The following is a 17,440-nucleotide window of genomic DNA, read 5'->3' as shown; positions in this document are numbered from 1 at the left end:
AGGTCGTGGCGGCGTGGGGTGGTTACTCGGCCATGGCCGGGGTGCGGCGGAGGGTTGGGGAAAGGGTGGCGACGGCGCAGCAGACGGCCAGGTAGCCGCAGATCACGAGGATGGCGGTGACCGGCCCGCCGTACTGGGTGAGGACTCCCCCGACCAGCGGGGCCAGCGGCGTGATGCCCATGGTGGCGACGTTGAGCAGCGACTGGACCCGGCCCTGCATGTGGTCGGGGACGGACCTGGCCACCTCGACCACCAGCGCAATGTTCAGAGCGGGCGCGACCAGGCCGGTGACGAACAGGACGCTCGCGGGCCAGTACCAGCCGAGCGGCAGCACCATCAACGGCAGCGCGATCGTGAGGAACCAGCACCCGGCCAGCATGAGCGCGCCGATGGGCAGCAGCCTGATGAGCCGGCCGGAGATCGCGGCGCCGATCAGGCCGCCGACGCCCAGGGCGGCCATGACGAGGCCGACCTGTTCCGGGGCGCCGACCAGGACGATCAGCGGGATCGTGGTCGCGTTGAACGCCAGGTTGACCGCCAGGACGAGACCGCAGACGGCGCGCAGCAGGCGGCGGCCCCACATCCAGCGGACGGCTTCGGCGATCCCCTCGTACATGCTCTGGCGCGGGGCCGGCTCCTCCGGCCGGCGGGGTATGCGCACGAGTGCCACGCAGACGAAGGAGACCAGGTAGGTGAGCGCGTCGACGACGAACGGTAAGGCCCGCCCGATGGCGAACAGGAGGCCGCCGAGGGGTGGCCCGGCCAGTTCGGCGGCGTGCTGGCGGGTCTGTTCCTGGGCGTAGGCACTGGGCAGCTGCTCTTCGTGCACCAGTGTGCGCAGGGAGGCGGCGTGGGCGGGTTCGAAGATGGCGCCGGCGGCGCCGTTCACGATGGCCACCGCCACCAGGTGCGGCAGGACCAGGCCGTCGCTCACGGCGGCCAGCGCGACGCTCGCCATCGTGGCGGCGCGGACGAGGTCGGCGCCCAGCAGGACGCGGCGACGGTCCCAGCGGTCCACCAGCACGCCGGCGGGCAGCGCGAAGAGCATCCCGCTCGCCAGGCTGACCGCGCTGATCAGCCCGGCCTGGCCCGGTGAGCCGGTCAGCGCCAGGACCAGCAGCGGATAGGCCAGCAGGGTGAGGGTCGAGCCCAGTCCCGAGGCGGCCGAGCCCAGCCAGAACAGCTGGAAGCGGAGGTTCTTTCTCAACGGCTGCACGATCGACGACAATAGTTGTACAAGAATCCTTGTACAACTTTTCCAGTAGGGTGACGGCATGGAACAGGCTCGCCGCCACCTAGGCCCCAAGGACGCCGGCACGCTCAAGGCGCTCAGCCACCCCGTGCGGATGCGGCTGCTCCTGCTGGTGCACGAGGCCGGACCGGCCACGGTGGGCATGCTCGCCGAGCGGCTGGCGCAGCCCGTGGGCGTGGTCAGCTACCACATGCGCCAGCTCGCGCTGCACGGGCTGGTGACGGAGGTTCCCGAGCTGGCCCGCGATCGGCGCGAGCGCTGGTGGCGGCTGGTGCCGACCGAGAGCGTGTCGATGACGCCCTCGGAGTTCGCCGGCGACCCGGTCGGCCGCGTCGCCTCGCGGGCCACGATGCTCCAGCTGATCGACGCCACGGCCGAGCGGATGCGGGACTGGGTGAACGGCATGCACACCTGGCCCCCCGAGTGGCAGGACGCCTCGACCCTCGCCCGCAAGGGCCCGATGCGGCTGACCGCGCAAGAGCTGAGCCGCTTCGACGAGGAGCTCGACGACCTGGTGATGCGCTACCAGACGCTCGGCGAGAACGCCGGGGACGACCCGGCCGAGCGCCGTCCGGTCATCTTCTTCTGCTACACCGAGCCGATCGGCCCGCCGGTCAGCGAGTGACCCGTACGGCCAGCGGCGTGCAGGCGTAGCCGTTGGTCGGCCAGTTGTCCACCGAGCACGAGGTGAGGACGAACCACAGGTCCCGCAGCGCGCGGAAGGTGATGCCGTCCCCCGCCTTCGAGGCCGCCGTGCCGACGGGCAGGCTGCCGTCGGGCCGTGGCGGGGAGTTCTGGAAGAGGTTGACCGGATCGGGCACGACCGGCAGCGACAGGCCGGCCGCCGCCACCGCGCCCAGGAAGTTGTCGTGGCAGTTGGGGTGCCCGAACAGGCCCTCGGCCTCGTACAACGGGGCGTTGCACGGTGGGTAGAGCATGTCGTGCGGGCCGGGCGAGGTGTCGGCGACCAGTTCGAGCATGGGCTCGCCGGCCTGGTCCCTGAACGCCTCGCCGGTTTTCGGGAACAGGCGCTCCAGCCGGTCGCGGGTGTGCGCCGTGGACAGCCAGCGCTCCGGAGCGGCGCTGTCGATGGCCCACATGTCACCGACCTGACGGCCTTCCAGGTCGACGACCTCGATCAGGCTGCCGCGCGCCACCTCAAGCGCCCGGCCGGTCTGGGGTTCAATGATCACGTTTTCCATGGGGACCAGCCTACGGTAATTTGTTGTACGCACGTTCAATTAGCAGGGGAGGACGGCATTGAACGAGGCCGTGGCCAGCACGGACGGGCGTAAGGCCAGAGGAGAACGACGCCGGCGGGAGATCATCGAGGCCACGCTCAGGGTGATCGAGCGGGAGGGCGTCGCCGGGGTGACGCATCGCTCGGTCGCGGCCGAGGCGGGCGCGCCGCCGAGCCTGGCGCTCTACTATTTCGCCACGCTCGACGACCTGCTGGTCGCGGCGCTGACCGCGGCCTCCGGCGAGTACGCCCGCCAGCTGCGCGCCATCATCGACGAGGGCCGCGACGGCGTGGACGGCCTGGCCCAGCTCATTTCCGACGCGGCGGGACCCGGCCGCGCCCGCGCGCTGGCCGAACGCGAGCTGACCATGCTGGCGACCCGCCGCCCGGCGCTGCGCCCCATCGCCGGGCACTGGCGCGCCACGGTCGCCGAGATGGCCCGCCAGTACACCGACGACCCGATCCTCATCCGCTCCCTGGTCGCGGCGTCGGACGGCGTCTGCGCCGGGGTCCTGCTCGACGACAACCCGATCCCCTACTCCGAGATCCGCGCCCTCCTCCGCCACGCGCTGGGGCTCCACGGCTCAGGCGCGGACCAGCACCCGTCCCTCGGGCATGAAGGCTGACAGCTGCCACGTCCACGTACCCACCGTGACGATCTCCGCGTCCCCCGGCAGCGGCACCGGAGCGTCCCGCAGCCACGACAGCGGCGACAGTGCCAGCCCGCCCGGCGGGATGACCACGCTCTCCAGCGGCGTCCGCGTCGTGGGCCCGTCGGCCTCGTCCAGCAGGCTCGGCACCCACGTGGGCGGGCCGGCGAAGTGGGCCAGCGCCACGGCGCCGTCCGGGGCGGCGGAGTCGTGGCGGAGCGTGCCGGCGGGCAGCCAGGCGTGGTGGCCGGGCAGGTAGGTGACGCCGGAGACGTGAAGGGCGCCGGCCAGGATGACGAACTCCTCCCCCGCCAGATAGTGGCCGCGCCCGCGGCGTTCCCACCCGGCGGGGAAGCGGACCACGGACGTGGCGCCGTGCAGACGGGCCAGGCGGACCGGCAGCGTGGAGCCGGGAATGTGGAACTCGGGCCCCGGCGCGGCCGTCAGCAGGTCGATCATCACCCCAGTGTCTCGTACGCGCCGTCCTCGTCGTTGAGCAGCACGTACCCGGGCCGCCCGCTCGCCTCCAGCAGCCGGGCCAGCACCTCGCCCACCGGCGGAACGGCCAGCGCGAGCATCCAGGACACCACCGAGCGGCCACCGCCGAGGTCGTACTCGCTCTCCAGCCCGGGGACTGCCGCCTCCATCTCCGCCACTCCCCCGAGGCCCAGGCAGTCGGCCCAGTAGGGCACCCGCACGACGTCGAACCCGAAGGGCCAGGCGAGCAGCCGGGCGGCCTCGGGGGTGCGGCGGACGAGGTCGAGGAGGGGTTCCGTCATGGCGGGCAAGCTCTCTCACCCCTCCCGTGGTACGGCGGGCCGCGCCCGCAGGGCGGCGGGCAGGAACGCCGCGCAGGCGATCAGCAGCACGACCCCGGAGGCGACCAGCGACCCGGCCACCCCGAACGCGCTCGCGGCGGGCCCGCCCAGCGCCACCCCGCCCAGCGTGAAGTTGACCATGACGGTGTTGAGCAGCCCCACGCCTCTGCCCCGCAGCTCCTCGGGCAGGTCGCTGAGCATGGTGTTGGCCAGCGGCACCTGGAAGAGGCTGGCGAAGAGGCCGACGACCAGGCACCAGCCGACGATCACGGCCAGCCCGGGGCTGCCGCCGAGGAGGGCGGGGGTGAGCAGGGCCAGGCCGAACAGGGTGACGGTGGCCACCAGCATCCGGGGCGTCGAGCCGTAGCGGCGGATCAGGGCGGGGCCGAGGAGGGCTCCGGCGATCGAGCCGCCGGCGAACAGGGCCTGGGCGGTGCCGTACTCCATGGCTCGCAGGTCGAAGACGGTCAGGAGCTGGGCGTTGAAGCCGGTGGTGAACAGGCCGGTCACGAGCGTGACGGGGATGAGGAAGGCGAGCAGGAAGCGCAGGGACGGGATGGCGAGCACGCCGCTGACCCCGGCCCGCAGCGCCTGCCAGTACGGCTCTGCTGCGGCCCGCGCGAGCGGCCCGTCGCGCAGCACGCCGAGGCTGCCCAGCAGCACGGCCGAGACCACGAAGGTCGCGGCGTTGAGTCCCAGCACGACCGGCACGCTGCCCAGGGCGACGAGCAGGCCGCCGAGCGCGGGACCGATCATGTTGACCGTCTGGTTGGTGCTCTGGAACAACGCCACCGCCGAGGCGATGTCGTGACCGCCGACGACCCTCGGGATGGCGGTGATCCTGGCGGTCTCGAAGAACGCCTTGCCCACGCCTTCGAGCAGGATGAGTGCGAGCAGCAGCCCCATCGAGTCGAGCGCGGGGATCATGGCGAGCACGACGGGGACCCGGGCCAGGTCGGCGCCGATGAGCAGCGTCCGGGTGGGCAGCCGGTCGGCCAGCGGGCCGACGAACGCGCCGAGCACCCCGGAGGGCAGCAGTTGTGACAGCACGACCAGCGAGATGACGACCGGGCTGTCGGTCAGCCGGCCGGCCAGGAAGATCAGCGTGACGCGGGTCATCGCGTCACCGAGGAAGGAGATGACCACCGCCAGCCAGTAGCGCAGGTAGGTGCCGTCCTTGAGGAGCTCGATCATGATGCGCTCGACGCTACTGGCGGGGCGGACGGCCGGGACAGGCGTTACGCCGGGCGCGGATCCGCCGTGAGCGTAGTGATGACGGTCAGCGTGAACAGGTCGAGCGCCAGGTCCTCGGTGGTCCGGGCGAGCACGGTCAGTCCGAACGGGCGCTCGGAGGAGGTCGCGGTGGGATCGGCCGTGAGCGTGAGCTCGGCGGACTCGCCCGCCACCACGGCCGGCGGGTCGAAGGTGGCGCCGACCCGCGGCGGCAGCCCGGTCACCGCCAGGTGCACGGGCCCGGTGAAGCCGGCGACGGGCTCGGTCCGCACCCGCACGGTGATGGAGCCGCCGGGCGGCAGCTTGCCGTCGGCGGGGTCGAGGGCGATCACGATGCCGGGCTTGGCCGGGGGCACGGGCGTGCCGAGGTCGCGCAGGGCCAGGACGTGGCGCGAGGTCGCGGAGGCGGCGAAGGAGGTGAAGCCGGGCTGCGCGATCGCCTTCGGCAGCGTGCGCGTGGTGAGTGTGGCGTCGCCCGCCTCGCCCAGGCCGTTGGCGCCCCAGGCGAACGTGGTTCCCGCCGCGCTCTGGGCATAGCCCGACTGGCTGCCGGCGGCGATGCGCGCGATCCCGGTCAGGCCGGGCACCTGCTGCCTGACCAGGCGCTTCTGCTGGGTACCGTCACCGAGCTGGCCGGCCTCGTTGGCGCCCCACGCCCACACCCGGCCGAGGTTGTCGCGGGCCATGCTGTGCGCGCCGCCCGCGTCGACCGAGGTCACGCCGGTCATGCCGAGGCTGACCGGGGTCGTCCGCTTGACCAGGGTGCCGTCGCCGATCTGGCCGTTGTTGTTGTGGCCCCACGTGATCACGTTGCCGTTTGACAGCGCCGCCATGCCGTGGACGCCGCCGGCCGCGATGTCGGTGACGCCGCCGACGTTCGGCATCTGGATCGGCAGGGGGCGCGCCAGGATGGTGCCGTCGCCGAGCTGGCCCAGGCCGTTGGCGCCCCAGCCGTAGGCGTTGCCGGTGGCGCCCCTGGCCAGGCTGAAGGCGGCGCCGGCCTCCAGTTCCACGATGTCCTGCGGCGCGGCGACGCGGCGCGGGCTGAGCCTTTCCGTGGTGGTGCCGTCGCCGAGCTGGAAGGAGGAGTTGAGTCCCCACGCCCAGACCAGGCCGCCGGTGTCGACGGCGAGGCTGAAGCGCTGGCCGGCGGCGACGTCCACGATGTTCGCCAGCCCCGGCACCTGGGCCGGAGTCAGGCTGGGTGAGCGGGTGCCGGTGCCGAGCTGGCCGTTGGAGTTGTCTCCCCAGGCCCACACGGTGCCGTCGTCGGCGATGGCCAGGCTGTGCGTGAAGCCCGGCTCGACCTGCTTGAAGCGCGAGTCGCCGGCGGCGGCGACGGGCTGGTTGACCGCGACGCGGGCGTCGCCGAGGCCGAGCTGGCCGAACTGGTTCCACCCCCAGCCCCAGGTCTGGGCGGGCGCGAAGACCGCCGACGGAGCGAATGCGGTGACGGCGGCGGTGAGCGCCGCTGCGATGGTGTGCACGGGTCTGCCTCCCGGGTCTGGTCCCTCACGTAGAGGCGTTCCACCCCGTTCCAGCCCGTTCCGGCGGCGTCAGCGCGCGCCGGACGCGCCCCAACCCGGCACCCTGAAGTCGGCCGTCAGCGAGCCCGGCGCCACGCTCTCCCCGCAGCCGCGGCAGGTCACGACCGGGTCGAGCTCCTGTCCGCAGGCGTGCGAGAAGACGACCGGCGGGTCGCCGGGCAGGTGCCGGTCGCCCCACTGGCGCAGCAGGTGCAGCACGCCCTGCAGCTCCACCCCGGCCGCCGTCGGCCGGTACTCGAAGCGTGGCGGGCGCTCGCTGTAGGCGACCTTCTCCAGCAGCCCGGCCTCGACCAGGCGCTTGAGCCGCGCGGTCAGGATGTCGCGGGGCGCGCCGATGTTGCGGGCCATCGCGTCGAAGCGGCGCACGCCGAAGAAGACCTCGCGCAGGATGAGCAGGGAGTACTTCTCGCCGACCACCGCGAGGGTGTCGGCGATCGTGCAGGGCCGTGCCGTCGTCATCATCCCAGGGTACGGCAGTGCGTTGGAAAACCGGACGAACTCGGTCTACAGTAGGTCCAGTTTTCCAACTAACAGCAGGAGGGCTCATGCGTGACGCCGTCATCGTGCAGGCCGTGCGCACCCCCATCGGCAAGGGCAAACCGGGCGGCGCCCTGGCCGGGGTCCATCCGGTCGAGTTGCTCGCCCACACGCTGCGTACCCTGGTGGAGCGCTCGGGAGTGGACCCCGCGCTGGTCGACGACGTGATCGGCGGGACCGTCGACCAGGTCGGCGAGCAGGCCATGAACACCACCCGTTACGCGTGGCTGTCGGCCGGTTCCCCCGACTCGGTTCCCGCGGTGACCGTGGACCGCCAGTGCGGCTCGTCCCAGCAGGCCGTGCACTTCGCCGCCCAGGGCGTCATCGCCGGCGCCTACGACCTGGTGGTGGCCTGCGGCGTGGAGTCGATGAGCCGGGTGCCGATGTGGTCGAACGTGCCGCCGGGCAAGGACCCGTTCGGGCCCGGCGTGGCCGGGCGTTTCCCCGGCGGCCTGGTGCCCCAGGGCGTCAGCGCCGAGCTGATCGCCGCCAAGTGGTCGCTCGGCCGCGAGCAGATGGACACCTTCTCCGCCGCCTCCCACGCCAAGGCCGCCGCCGCCGACTTCACCGGGGAACTCGCCCCGATCGCCGGTCTCGCCCACGACGAGTCGGTACGGCCCGCCACCACGACCGAGATCCTGGCCGGGCTGAAGCCCGCCTTCGCCGACCCCGGCTACGCCGAGCGCTTCCCGCAGATCGGCTGGTCGGTCACCGCGGGCAACTCCAGCCCGATCAACGACGGCGCCGCCGCCCTGCTCATCACCACGAGCGAGAACGCCGCCCGCCTGGGCCTGCGCCCGCTGGCCAGGCTGCACTCCTTCGCCGTGACCGGCTCCGACCCGCTGCTCATGCTCACGGGCGTCATCCCGGCCACCGACAAGGTGCTGCGCAGGGCCGGGCTGCGCCTGGACGACATCGACCTGTTCGAGGTCAACGAGGCGTTCGCGAGCGTGGTGCTGGCCTGGCAGCAGGAGACCGGCGCCGACCCGGCCAAGGTCAACGTGAAGGGCGGCGCGATCGCGCTGGGCCACCCCCTCGGGGCCAGCGGCGCCCGCATCATGACCACCCTGGTCGGGGCCATGCGCGAGCGCGGCGCCCGCTACGCCCTGCAGACGATGTGCGAGGCGGGCGGGCTGGCCAACGCGACGATCCTGGAGGCGCTCTAATAGTCGTACTCGACCGGCTCCAGGTACGGGCCGTAGGCCCAGCCCTCGGAGTCGCCGGTCCACACGCGCATCCAGGCGCGGCCGCCTCCGCAGGAGCCCTCGACGGTCTCGCCGTAGCCCACCGCGCCCACGCGCTCGTACTGCGTGCCCGGCCCCGACCTGATCCACAGATTGGCCGGGTACGGCGGCGCCACCTCGTACACGCACGGCGAGGCGGCGGACGCGGGCGTGAGGGCGAACAACGACAGCGGTGCGGCGGCGGCCAGCGAGGCCACGAACAGGATGAACCGGCGCATCACATACCTCCCCTTAAGGGGGGATATGTCTTATATATCCCGATCAAGAGGACGCTAAGCTGCCGAGATGCCTCTCCGCAGTGCTCAGTGGTACGCAGGCGACGACAGAAACTCCTACATCCATCGCGCCTGGATGCGCCGCGGCACCCCGGCCGACGCCTTCGAGCGCCCCCAGATCGCCATCGCCAACACCGCCTCCGACCTCACCCCCTGCAACGCCCACTTCGACGAGGTGGCCAAGAGCGTCGCCGCCGGCGTCTGGGCGGCCGGAGGCGTACCGCTGAACCTGCCCGTCGTCTCGCTCGGCGAGACCAACGTCCGCCCGACGGCCATGCTCTGGCGCAACCTCGCCGCCATGGCCACCGAGGAGATACTGCGCGCCAACCCCGTGGACGGCGTCGTGCTGCTCGGCGGCTGTGACAAGACGATCCCCTCGCTGCTCATGGCCGCCGCCTCCGTGGACCTGCCCGCGCTTGTCGTGCCCGGCGGGCCGATGCTGACCGGCCACTTCCAGGGCATGCCGCTGGGCTGCGGCACCGACGTGTGGCGGCTCAGCGAGGAGGTGCGGGCCGGCACGCTGACCCGCGCGTCGTTCCTGGAGTCCGAGTCCTCCATGATCCGCAGCCGCGGGCACTGCAACACCATGGGCACCGCCTCGACGATGGCCTGCGTGGCCGAGGCGCTCGGCATGACCATCCCCGGCACCGCGGGCACTCCAGCGGCCGACAGCCGCCTGCTCGAACGCGCGCACGCGAGCGGCGCGCTCGCGGTCGAGCTGGTCCGGGAGGACCGGCGGCCCAGCGCGGTCATGACCCGCCCCTCCTTCCTCAACGCGATCGTCACGCTGGCCGCGATCGGCGGCTCCACCAACGCGGTCGTGCACCTGCTGGCCATCGCCGGGCGGCTCGGCGTGGAACTGGACCTGGACGACTTCGACCGGACCGGCGCCGGGGTGCCGCTGCTGGCCGACCTGCAGCCGGCCGGGCGGCACCTCATGGACGACCTGTTCAGGGCGGGCGGGCTGCGGGCCGTACTCCATCAGGTGGAGGACCTTCTCGACCCCGCGGCGCGCACTGTCACCGGACGCCCGCTCACCGGCTACCTCCGCGACGCGCCGATCTGGGACGCGGGCGTGATCCGGCCGCGCGCCGACCCGCTGCTGCCCGACGCGGGCATCGCCGTGCTGCGCGGCAACCTGGCCCCGGACGGCGCGGTGATCAAGCCCGCCGCCGCCTCGCCGGAACTGCTGCGCCACCGCGGCCGGGCGATCGTCTTCGACAGCGTCGAGGACCTGCACGCGCGCCTGGACACCGTGGACGCCGACGAGAGCTCCGTGCTGGTGCTGCGTGGCTGCGGCCCCAAAGGCTACCCGGGCATGCCGGAGGTCGGCAACCTGCCGCTGCCCGCCAAGCTGCTGGCCAAGGGGGTGCGCGACATGGTGCGCATCAGCGACGCGCGGATGAGCGGCACCGCCTACGGCACCGTCGTCCTGCACGTCGCGCCCGAGGCCGCCGCGGGCGGGCCGCTGGCCAGGGTCAGGACCGGCGACCCGATCGTGCTCGACGTGCCGGGCAGGACGCTGCGGGTGGACGTGCCCGACGCCGCCCTGGCCGCCCGCGAGCCGGTCACGACCGGTTTCGCCCGCCCGGCCAGAGGCTGGGAGAAGCTCTACGTGGAGCACGTCCTGCAGGCCGACCGGGGCTGCGACCTGGACTTCCTCACCGGTACGAGCGGCTCGTCCGTGGCCAGGGAGTCGCACTGAGCACGGCAAAGAGTCTTCTGCGCCACGCGCGGAAATGGTCAGGCTGGGTACGGCGTTACGGGACGATGTGATCGGTTTGACGGCCCGAGGAGGACACATGAACAGCGGCGACATCACCCAGAGCCAGGAGTGGACGGCACTGGCCAAGCACCACGAGGAGATCGCGGGCACCACCCTGCGCGAGCTGTTCGCGGCCGACCCGGGCCGGGCGGAGCGGCTGAGCGTGCGCGCCGGCGACCTCTACCTCGACTACTCCAAGCACCGCGCCACCGCCGAGACCTTCGACCTCCTGCTACGGCTGGCCGAGCGCGCCGGGCTGAGCGACCGCATCGAGGCGATGTTCCGCGGCGAGCACATCAACGTGAGCGAGGACCGGGCGGTGCTGCACACGGCGCTGCGCCTGCCCGCGCACGCGGAGCTGGTGGTCGACGGCCAGGACGTGGTGGCCGACGTGCACGCCGTCCTGGACAAGATGAGCGCCTTCGCCGACCGGGTACGCGCGAAGGAGTGGCGCGGCGCGACCGGCGAGCCCATCGCCACCGTGGTCAACATCGGCATCGGCGGCTCCGACCTGGGCCCGGCGATGGCCTACGAGGCGCTGAAGGACTACGCCGACGCCGGGATCACGGCCCGGTTCGTCTCCAACATCGACCCGGCCGACATCCACGGCAACCTGCGCGGCCTGGACCCGGCCACGACGCTGTTCGTGATCAGCTCGAAGACGTTCACGACGCTGGAGACGCTGACCAACGCCCGTGTGGCGCGCGACTGGCTGGTCTCGGCACTGGGCGAGGACGCGGTCGGAAAGCACTTCGTGGCCGTCTCCACCAACGCGGAGAAGGTGGCCGGGTTCGGCATCGACACCGCCAACATGTTCGGCTTCTGGGACTGGGTCGGCGGCCGCTACTCCTTCGACGGCGCCATCGGCCTGTCGCTGATGATCGCGGTCGGGCCCGCGCGCTTCCGCGAGATGCTGGCCGGCTTCCACGCGATCGACGAGCACTTCCGCACCACGCCGTTCGAGCGGAACATGCCGGTGCTGATGGGGCTGCTCGGCATCTGGTACAACGACTTCTTCGGCGCCCAGACCCGGGCGGTGCTGCCCTACAGCCAGCGGCTGCACCGCTTCCCCGCCTACCTGCAGCAGCTCACGATGGAGTCCAACGGCAAGTCCGTGCGCGCCGACGGCACGCCGGTCACCACCGACACCGGCGAGATCTTCTGGGGCGAGCCGGGCACCAACGGCCAGCACGCCTTCTACCAGCTCCTGCACCAGGGCACCCGGCTCGTGCCCGCCGACTTCATCGGCTTCGCCGAGCCGTACGAGGACGCCGCGGGCATGCACGACATCCTCACGGCCAACCTCCTGGCCCAGACCACCGCGCTGGCCTTCGGCAAGACCGCCGAGGAGATCGCCGCGGAGGGCGCCGCGGCCGAGGTCGTGCCGCACAAGGTGATGCCGGGCAACCGGCCCACCTCGACGATCCTGGCGCCGAAGCTCACCCCGTACACCCTCGGCCAGCTCGTCGCCCTCTATGAGCACATCGTCTTCGTCGAGGGCGTCATCTGGGGCGTCGACTCCTTCGACCAGTGGGGCGTCGAGCTGGGCAAGAAGATGGCGCTCGGCCTGGAGCCCCTGCTGACCTCGGAAGAGCCGCCTGTGGCGTTCCCCGACGCTTCCACCGCCCAGCTGGTAAAGAAGTACCGGGAACTCAGAGGAAGGCGCATTTGACATGACGCGTGCGGGCGCGATGGTCCTGTTCGGGATCACCGGTGATCTGGCCTACAAGATGTTGCTGCCCGCGCTCTACCGGCTGACCGCCGACGGGGTGCTCGACCTGCCCATCGTCGGCGTCGCCAAGACCGACCTCGACCTGGCGGGCCTGCGCGAGCGGGCCCGCCAGGCCTGCGGCGGGGTGAGCGACGCGGCCTTCGAGAAGTTCGCGGGCAACCTGCGGCTGGTGGCGGGCGACTACCGCGAGGAGTCCACGTTCGCCGCCATCCGCGACGAGGTGGACGGCGCGGGCTTCCTCGTGCACTACCTGGCGGTGCCGCCGGCGCTGTTCGGCGCCGTCGCGCAGGGCCTGGCCGGCGTCGGGCTCCACCGCGACGCGCGGCTCGTGGTGGAGAAGCCGTTCGGCCACGACCAGGCCTCGGCCCGCGAGCTCAACGCCGAGCTGCTCAAGTACTTCGACGAGGACCACCTGCGCCGCGTCGACCACTTCCTCGGCAAGGAGCCGGTGGAGGACCTGCTCGTCTTCCGGCTCGGCAACATGCTGCTGGAGCCCATCTGGAACCGCAACTACGTGCGCAACGTCCAGATCACGATGGCCGAGAGCTTCGACGTCTCCGACCGCGGCGCCTTCTACGACGCCAACGGCACCATCCGCGACGTCGTCCAGAACCACCTGATGCAACTGCTGGCCATCCTCGCGATGGACGCGCCGCCCTCGAAGGACGCCCGCGCGCTCATCGACGAGAAGTGGCGCGTGCTGCGCGCCGTGCAGGACATCCAGCCCGCCGACGTCGTACGCGGCCAGTACACCGGCTACCTCGGCACCGCAGGCGTGCGGCCCGGCTCCACCACCGAGACGTTCGTGGCCATGCGCGCCGCCATCGACAACTGGCGCTGGGCCGGCGTGCCCTTCTACATCCGCTCCGGCAAGGCGTTGCCCACCACCGACCTGGAGATCGTCGCCGAGCTGCGGATGCCGCCGGTCACGCTGTTCCACGGCGAGGTCAAGCCCAACCTGATCAGGTTCCGGCTGCAGCCCGACGCGGGCGTCACCTTCGACCTGCTGGCCAAGGAGCCGGGCCGCGACGCCACCCGGCAGGTGCCGGTGAGCGTCGACTTCACCAAGGTGCTCGGGCCCATGGAGGCCGCCTACCAGCGCATCCTCACCGACGCGGTGTCGGGTGACCCGCGGCGCTTCGTCCGCTTCGACCTGGCCGAGGAGTCGTGGCGGATCGTGCAGCCGGTGCTCGACCTGCCGCAGGCGCCGCTGCCGTACGAGAAGGGCACGTGGGGTCCCGCGGCGGCGGCCGGCATGGTGCGCTGGCACGAGATCTCCACCACCTTCGACTGACCCCCTCCACGGTGGGAGTGTGGAGGCATGGACATCATGGAACTGGTGGAGAAGACCAAGGACGCGGCGACCGTCAAGCGGGTCTTCGGCGAGCCGATCCGGCACGGCGACGTCACCGTCATCCCCGTCGCCAAGATCGGCCAGGGCGGGGGCGGCGGATCCGGCACCTCCGAGGGCGGCGAGCACCCCGGCCAGGGCGCCGGCGGCGGGTTCGGCTTCGGTGCCGCCCCGGCGGGCATCTTCGTGATCAAGGACGGCGAGGTGCGCTGGCAGCCGGTCGTCGACGTCAACCGCATCGTGCTCGGCGGCCAGATCGTGGCGGTCGTGCTGCTGCTGACCATCCGGGCCATCGTGAAGCGCCGCCGTAAGCGCTGAGATCTCCCGCGCCTTCCCCAGGCGCCTGTCCGGGGAAGGCGCATCGGACGTCAGTGGCGGCCCCAGGCGCCGCGGTGCACCACCTCGCCGGTGGGCTTGCGGCCGCGCTTCAGGGACGGCGAGGCCTTGTCCTGCGCCCGGTAGCCGACGCTGATCACGCCGATCGGGGTGTAGGCGCCGGGCACGCCGAACGACTCCTTCAGCAGCGCCGTCCGCTCACCCGGCGGGACCCCGAAGAAGCACGCGCCGAGCCCCTCGTCCACCGCGGTGAGGAGCATGAGCAGGGAGGCCATGCCGGTGTCGATGTCCCAGTACGGCACCGGCCAGCGGCTCTCGTCCTTGTCCGTCCAGCCCTTGTCGGGGGCGGCGTAGCGGTCGAGGTAGGCCTGTTTGTGCGAGAGCGGGATGATCAGGAGCGGGGCGCGGCGCAGCCCTTTGCCCCAGTCGTCGGCCTCGTCGCCGGACACCTTCCAGAACCGCTCGATGTCCTGCGGCTCCTCCAGCACCAGGAACGCCCAGCCCTGGCTGAACCCGGCGGAGGGCGCGTGCAGCGCGTTGCCGAGGATGCGCTCGCGGATCTCGGCCGGAACGGGGCGGTCGGGGTCATAATTGCGGACCATGCGCCGGCGCCGTACCACTTCCTGAAATTCCGTCATGCGCCCAGCTTCCCAGACCCGGCCCCGCGGCACCCGTGGCGTGGGCGGCTGCGACGATGACGGGGTGAAGGTCTTGACGATCGCCCCCGCCGCCTGGTCGCCCGACGGGCACGACAACTTCGACGCCGCGGACGAGCTGCTGGAGGAGAGCGATCTGGTGGTGCTGCCGGAGCTGGCCGGGTCGCGGTTGCCGAGGGCGGAGTATCTGGAGCGGGTGTCCGGGCTGGCGCGGCGGGCCGGGGCGTACGTGGTGGGCGGGTCGCACTACGACGCGGTCGACGGCGGGAGCGTCAACCGGGGCGTGGTGGCCGATCCGGCCGGGCGGGTCGTGGCCGAGTACGAGAAGGCGCATCCCTACGGGGTCGAGCATCGGGCGGGGGTGCTGCCGGGGCGGCCGTCGCAGACGTTCGAGCTGGCGGGGCGGCGGGTGCGGGTGCTGGTGTGCGCGGACCTGTGGTACTCGGCCCGGCTGGCCGCGCCGGTGGACGCGGTGCTGGTGCCGGCCTTCTCGGTGACGCAGTGGGACTCACCTGATCCCTCGCGGGCGCTGTGGCAGCACATGAGCGTGGCCAGGGCGTACGAGTTCATGACGTACGTGGCGGTGAGCGACTGGCAGCACGGCGCCAGCTACCACGGGGCGCCGTGCGCGGGGGTGACGGGGTTCGCCGACCCGTATCCGGCGCGGCCGGCGGAGTACTACGTCCGGGGCGCCGGTGTGCGGGTCATGGACTTCGAGCGGCTGGACGCGCTGCGGGCCGACCGGGCGGGGCGCGGGTTCTTGTCTTGACCGGACGACTTGGGGAAGTAAAGCTTACTAACCATTAACCGGGAGCATCCGCGGAGGACCGCCATGGGCCGTTCCAGGATCGGCACGCTCGCCACTCGCACCCTGCTGGCGGGGGTGCTGCTGGCCGCGCTGGGGACGTTGCCCACCGGGGCCGCCGGCGCGGGCGGCCTGGTCGCCTCGGCCGGCGCGGCCCAGGCGCTCGGGGACGTGATCCCGGCGCCGGTGTCGGTTCAGGCGGCGGCCACGCCGTACACGCTGGCCGCGGACGCGACGATCGCCAGCGACGACGCGGGCGTGGGCGGCTACCTCGCGGGGCTGCTGCGCTCTTCCACGGGGTACGCGCTGCCGCTGCGCAGCGGCGGCCAGGGCAGCGTGTCACTGCTGCTGTCCGGCGCTGACCCGAGCGTCGGCGACCAGGGCTACCAGCTCGACGTCGCCACGAGCGGCGTCACGATCCGGGCGCGGACGGCGGCGGGACTGTTCAACGGCGTGCAGACACTGCGCCAGCTCCTGCCGCCCCGGGTGGAGAGCGCGAGCGTGCAGCCGGGGCCGTGGACGGTGCCGGGCGGGCGCATCGTGGACCATCCCCGCTTCGCCTACCGGGGCACCATGCTCGACGTCGCCCGGCACTTCCACCCGGTCGCCACCGTCAAGCGGCACATCGACAGGATCGCGCTCTACAAGATCAACTATCTGCACCTGCACCTGTCCGACGACCAGGGCTGGCGCATCGTCGTCGACTCCTGGCCGCGCCTGGCCACGTACGGCGGCAGCACCCAGGTCGGCGGCGGGCCCGGCGGCTACTACACCAAGGCCCAGTACCAGGAGATCGTCGCCTACGCCGCCCAGCGCCACATCACGGTCGTGCCGGAGATCGACGTCCCCGGCCACACCAACGCCGCGCTGGCCTCCTACGCCGAGCTCAACTGCAACGGCGTGGCGCCGCCGCTGTACACCGGGACGGGCGTGGGCTTCAGCTCGCTGTGCGCCACGAAGGAGATCACCTACACGTTCGTGGCCGACGTCATCAGGGAACTGGCCGAGCTGACGCCGGGGCCGTACCTGCACATCGGGGGTGACGAGGCGGACGCGACGCCCGACGCGCAGTACGCGACGTTCATGAACCGGGTGCAGCCGATGGTGGCCGGGCGCGGCAAGGCGGTCGTGGGCTGGCACCAGATCGGCGCGCCGGCGGTGCGGCACTCGCCCGGCCGGGTGGCCCAGTACTGGGGGACGACGACATCGGACTCGCTGATCACGAACGCCGTGTCCAAGGGCGCCAAGGTGATCATGTCTCCGGCCAACAAGGCGTACCTGGACATGAAGTACACCGCCTCGACGCCGCTCGGGCAGGACTGGGCGGCGCTCATCGAGGTGAAGACCGCCTATGAGTGGAATCCCGGCAGCCACCTCAGCGGCGTGCCCGCCTCAGCCGTGCTCGGCGTCGAGGCGCCACTGTGGACCGAGACGCTGGTCACCGAGGAGCACATCGAGTTCATGGCCTTCCCGCGCCTGCCCGCCATCGCCGAGCTGGGCTGGTCGCCCTGGTCGACGCACAACTGGACCGCCTTCCGCGCCCGCCTGGGCGCGCAGGCGCCGCGCTGGGCGGTCATGGGCATCGGCTTCTACCGCTCGCCGCAGGTCTCGTGGGCGGCGACCCCGCCGCAGGGCCGCCATGAGGCCGAGAACGCGGTGATCTCGCGTGGCGTGGTCGAGTCCAACCACGCCGGATACTCGGGCACCGGGTTCGTCAACTACGACAACGCCACGGGTGGCTATGTCGAGTTCACCGTCACCGCCGCCACGACGGGCCCGGCCACGGTCCGCCTGCGCTACGCCAACGGCACCACCGCCAACCGCCGCATGAACGTGGCCGGCACGGTGCACGACTTCCCCGGCACCGGCGCGTGGACCACCTGGCAGACGAAGACGCTCACGCTGCCCCTGAACGCGGGTTCCAACGTCATCCGGGCCACCGCCACCACGTCCGACGGCGGCCCCAACCTCGACTACCTGGAAGTGGCGCCCTAGCTCT

At 72.2% G+C, this 17,440-nt stretch carries 18 protein-coding genes; 9 read left to right on the top strand and 9 right to left on the bottom strand.

Annotation, left to right across the window (positions count from 1 at the left end):
• Positions 1–22: 22 nt before the first annotated feature.
• The gene (locus tag ACFWYW_RS32295; protein ID WP_379616804.1) at positions 23–1,207 is read right to left on the bottom strand and encodes an MFS transporter; all 1,185 of its coding nucleotides are present in this window, start codon (positions 1,205–1,207) and stop codon (positions 23–25) included.
• 67 nt (positions 1,208–1,274) lie between these two features.
• On the opposite strand from ACFWYW_RS32295, the gene ACFWYW_RS32290 reads away from it, so the two are divergent.
• Positions 1,275–1,877 carry an ArsR/SmtB family transcription factor gene (locus tag ACFWYW_RS32290; RefSeq protein WP_379616802.1) on the top strand — a complete coding sequence of 201 codons (603 nt, stop codon included), beginning with the start codon at positions 1,275–1,277 and terminating at the stop codon, positions 1,875–1,877.
• Here the strand turns inward: ACFWYW_RS32290 and ACFWYW_RS32285 are convergent.
• Positions 1,867–2,454: a DUF1989 domain-containing protein gene (locus ACFWYW_RS32285; RefSeq protein WP_379616800.1), complete on the bottom strand. Its 588-nt coding sequence runs from the start codon at positions 2,452–2,454 to the stop codon at positions 1,867–1,869. The genes ACFWYW_RS32290 and ACFWYW_RS32285 overlap by 11 nt on opposite strands.
• Before the next feature lie 58 nt (positions 2,455–2,512).
• Here ACFWYW_RS32285 and ACFWYW_RS32280 point away from each other — a divergent pair, with 58 nt between their 5' ends.
• The gene (locus tag ACFWYW_RS32280; protein ID WP_379616798.1) at positions 2,513–3,118 is read left to right on the top strand and encodes a TetR/AcrR family transcriptional regulator; all 606 of its coding nucleotides are present in this window, start codon (positions 2,513–2,515) and stop codon (positions 3,116–3,118) included.
• Here the strand turns inward: ACFWYW_RS32280 and ACFWYW_RS32275 are convergent.
• From ACFWYW_RS32275 to ACFWYW_RS32255, 5 genes are all read right to left on the bottom strand, one after another.
• Complete coding sequence (locus ACFWYW_RS32275) at positions 3,077–3,601, bottom strand: hypothetical protein (protein ID WP_379616796.1); 525 nt, start codon at positions 3,599–3,601, stop codon at positions 3,077–3,079. The genes ACFWYW_RS32280 and ACFWYW_RS32275 overlap by 42 nt on opposite strands.
• Positions 3,601–3,921, bottom strand: coding sequence for a hypothetical protein (locus ACFWYW_RS32270; protein WP_379616794.1), 321 nt, complete (start codon positions 3,919–3,921; stop codon positions 3,601–3,603). Before ACFWYW_RS32270 ends, ACFWYW_RS32275 begins: the two co-directional genes overlap by 1 nt.
• A 15-nt stretch (positions 3,922–3,936) precedes the next feature.
• Positions 3,937–5,154 carry an MFS transporter gene (locus ACFWYW_RS32265; protein WP_379616792.1) on the bottom strand — a complete coding sequence of 406 codons (1,218 nt, stop codon included), beginning with the start codon at positions 5,152–5,154 and terminating at the stop codon, positions 3,937–3,939.
• Between the two features lie 44 nt (positions 5,155–5,198).
• Positions 5,199–6,680: an RCC1 domain-containing protein gene (locus ACFWYW_RS32260; protein ID WP_379616790.1), complete on the bottom strand. Its 1,482-nt coding sequence runs from the start codon at positions 6,678–6,680 to the stop codon at positions 5,199–5,201.
• Positions 6,681–6,749: 69 nt separating this feature from the next.
• Positions 6,750–7,199: a winged helix-turn-helix transcriptional regulator gene (locus ACFWYW_RS32255; protein ID WP_379616788.1), complete on the bottom strand. Its 450-nt coding sequence runs from the start codon at positions 7,197–7,199 to the stop codon at positions 6,750–6,752.
• Positions 7,200–7,285: 86 nt separating this feature from the next.
• Here ACFWYW_RS32255 and ACFWYW_RS32250 point away from each other — a divergent pair, with 86 nt between their 5' ends.
• Entirely contained in the window at positions 7,286–8,443 is a 1,158-nt protein-coding gene (locus ACFWYW_RS32250; protein WP_379616786.1) for a thiolase family protein, read from the top strand.
• Here ACFWYW_RS32250 and ACFWYW_RS32245 read toward each other — a convergent pair.
• Positions 8,440–8,739, bottom strand: coding sequence for an SH3 domain-containing protein (locus ACFWYW_RS32245; RefSeq protein WP_379616784.1), 300 nt, complete (start codon positions 8,737–8,739; stop codon positions 8,440–8,442). The two genes, ACFWYW_RS32250 and ACFWYW_RS32245, sit on opposite strands and share 4 nt — an antisense overlap.
• A 67-nt stretch (positions 8,740–8,806) precedes the next feature.
• Here ACFWYW_RS32245 and ACFWYW_RS32240 point away from each other — a divergent pair, with 67 nt between their 5' ends.
• The 4 genes from ACFWYW_RS32240 to ACFWYW_RS32225 all read left to right on the top strand — a co-directional run bounded on the left by ACFWYW_RS32240 (position 8,807) and on the right by ACFWYW_RS32225 (position 13,962).
• Entirely contained in the window at positions 8,807–10,501 is a 1,695-nt protein-coding gene (locus tag ACFWYW_RS32240; protein ID WP_379616782.1) for an IlvD/Edd family dehydratase, read from the top strand.
• A gap of 97 nt (positions 10,502–10,598) precedes the next feature.
• Positions 10,599–12,233 carry a glucose-6-phosphate isomerase gene (gene pgi, locus ACFWYW_RS32235; RefSeq protein ID WP_379616780.1) on the top strand — a complete coding sequence of 545 codons (1,635 nt, stop codon included), beginning with the start codon at positions 10,599–10,601 and terminating at the stop codon, positions 12,231–12,233.
• Position 12,234: 1 nt separating this feature from the next.
• Complete coding sequence (zwf, locus tag ACFWYW_RS32230; RefSeq protein ID WP_379616778.1) at positions 12,235–13,587, top strand: glucose-6-phosphate dehydrogenase; 1,353 nt, start codon at positions 12,235–12,237, stop codon at positions 13,585–13,587.
• A gap of 27 nt (positions 13,588–13,614) precedes the next feature.
• The gene (locus ACFWYW_RS32225; protein ID WP_379616776.1) at positions 13,615–13,962 is read left to right on the top strand and encodes a spore germination protein GerW family protein; all 348 of its coding nucleotides are present in this window, start codon (positions 13,615–13,617) and stop codon (positions 13,960–13,962) included.
• Between the two features lie 50 nt (positions 13,963–14,012).
• Here ACFWYW_RS32225 and ACFWYW_RS32220 read toward each other — a convergent pair whose 3' ends face one another.
• Positions 14,013–14,618 (bottom strand): nitroreductase family protein, encoded by a 606-nt coding sequence (locus tag ACFWYW_RS32220; protein ID WP_379616774.1) that lies wholly within the window; start codon positions 14,616–14,618, stop codon positions 14,013–14,015.
• 64 nt (positions 14,619–14,682) lie between these two features.
• Between ACFWYW_RS32220 and ACFWYW_RS32215 the strand changes: the two genes are divergently transcribed.
• A complete protein-coding gene (locus tag ACFWYW_RS32215; protein WP_379616772.1) occupies positions 14,683–15,405 on the top strand; it encodes a carbon-nitrogen hydrolase family protein in 723 nt (240 codons plus the stop codon).
• A gap of 63 nt (positions 15,406–15,468) precedes the next feature.
• A complete protein-coding gene (locus ACFWYW_RS32210; RefSeq protein WP_379616770.1) occupies positions 15,469–17,436 on the top strand; it encodes a family 20 glycosylhydrolase in 1,968 nt (655 codons plus the stop codon).
• Positions 17,437–17,440 lie beyond the last annotated feature (4 nt).

The organism is Nonomuraea sp. NPDC059023 (genome assembly GCF_042740095.1).
Lineage (GTDB): Bacteria > Actinomycetota > Actinomycetes > Streptosporangiales > Streptosporangiaceae > Nonomuraea.
The sequence above is the reverse complement of the archived record's forward strand: the minus strand, read 5'-3'. Positions and strand labels throughout refer to the sequence as shown.

Bases quoted from the DNA above. Each gene is read 5' to 3' on its own strand.
- ACFWYW_RS32290 (WP_379616802.1), top strand. From the start codon at position 1,275: ATGGAACAGGCTCGCCGCCACCTAGGCCCCAAGGACGCCGGCACGCTC.
- ACFWYW_RS32285 (WP_379616800.1), bottom strand. From the start codon at position 2,454: ATGGAAAACGTGATCATTGAACCCCAGACCGGCCGGGCGCTTGAGGTG.
- ACFWYW_RS32275 (WP_379616796.1), bottom strand. From the start codon at position 3,601: ATGATCGACCTGCTGACGGCCGCGCCGGGGCCCGAGTTCCACATTCCC.
- ACFWYW_RS32270 (WP_379616794.1), bottom strand. From the start codon at position 3,921: ATGACGGAACCCCTCCTCGACCTCGTCCGCCGCACCCCCGAGGCCGCC.
- ACFWYW_RS32265 (WP_379616792.1), bottom strand. From the start codon at position 5,154: ATGATCGAGCTCCTCAAGGACGGCACCTACCTGCGCTACTGGCTGGCG.
- ACFWYW_RS32255 (WP_379616788.1), bottom strand. From the start codon at position 7,199: ATGACGACGGCACGGCCCTGCACGATCGCCGACACCCTCGCGGTGGTC.
- ACFWYW_RS32250 (WP_379616786.1), top strand. From the start codon at position 7,286: ATGCGTGACGCCGTCATCGTGCAGGCCGTGCGCACCCCCATCGGCAAG.
- ACFWYW_RS32245 (WP_379616784.1), bottom strand. From the start codon at position 8,739: ATGCGCCGGTTCATCCTGTTCGTGGCCTCGCTGGCCGCCGCCGCACCG.
- ACFWYW_RS32240 (WP_379616782.1), top strand. From the start codon at position 8,807: ATGCCTCTCCGCAGTGCTCAGTGGTACGCAGGCGACGACAGAAACTCC.
- pgi (WP_379616780.1), top strand. From the start codon at position 10,599: ATGAACAGCGGCGACATCACCCAGAGCCAGGAGTGGACGGCACTGGCC.
- zwf (WP_379616778.1), top strand. From the start codon at position 12,235: ATGACGCGTGCGGGCGCGATGGTCCTGTTCGGGATCACCGGTGATCTG.
- ACFWYW_RS32225 (WP_379616776.1), top strand. From the start codon at position 13,615: ATGGACATCATGGAACTGGTGGAGAAGACCAAGGACGCGGCGACCGTC.
- ACFWYW_RS32220 (WP_379616774.1), bottom strand. From the start codon at position 14,618: ATGACGGAATTTCAGGAAGTGGTACGGCGCCGGCGCATGGTCCGCAAT.
- ACFWYW_RS32210 (WP_379616770.1), top strand. From the start codon at position 15,469: ATGGGCCGTTCCAGGATCGGCACGCTCGCCACTCGCACCCTGCTGGCG.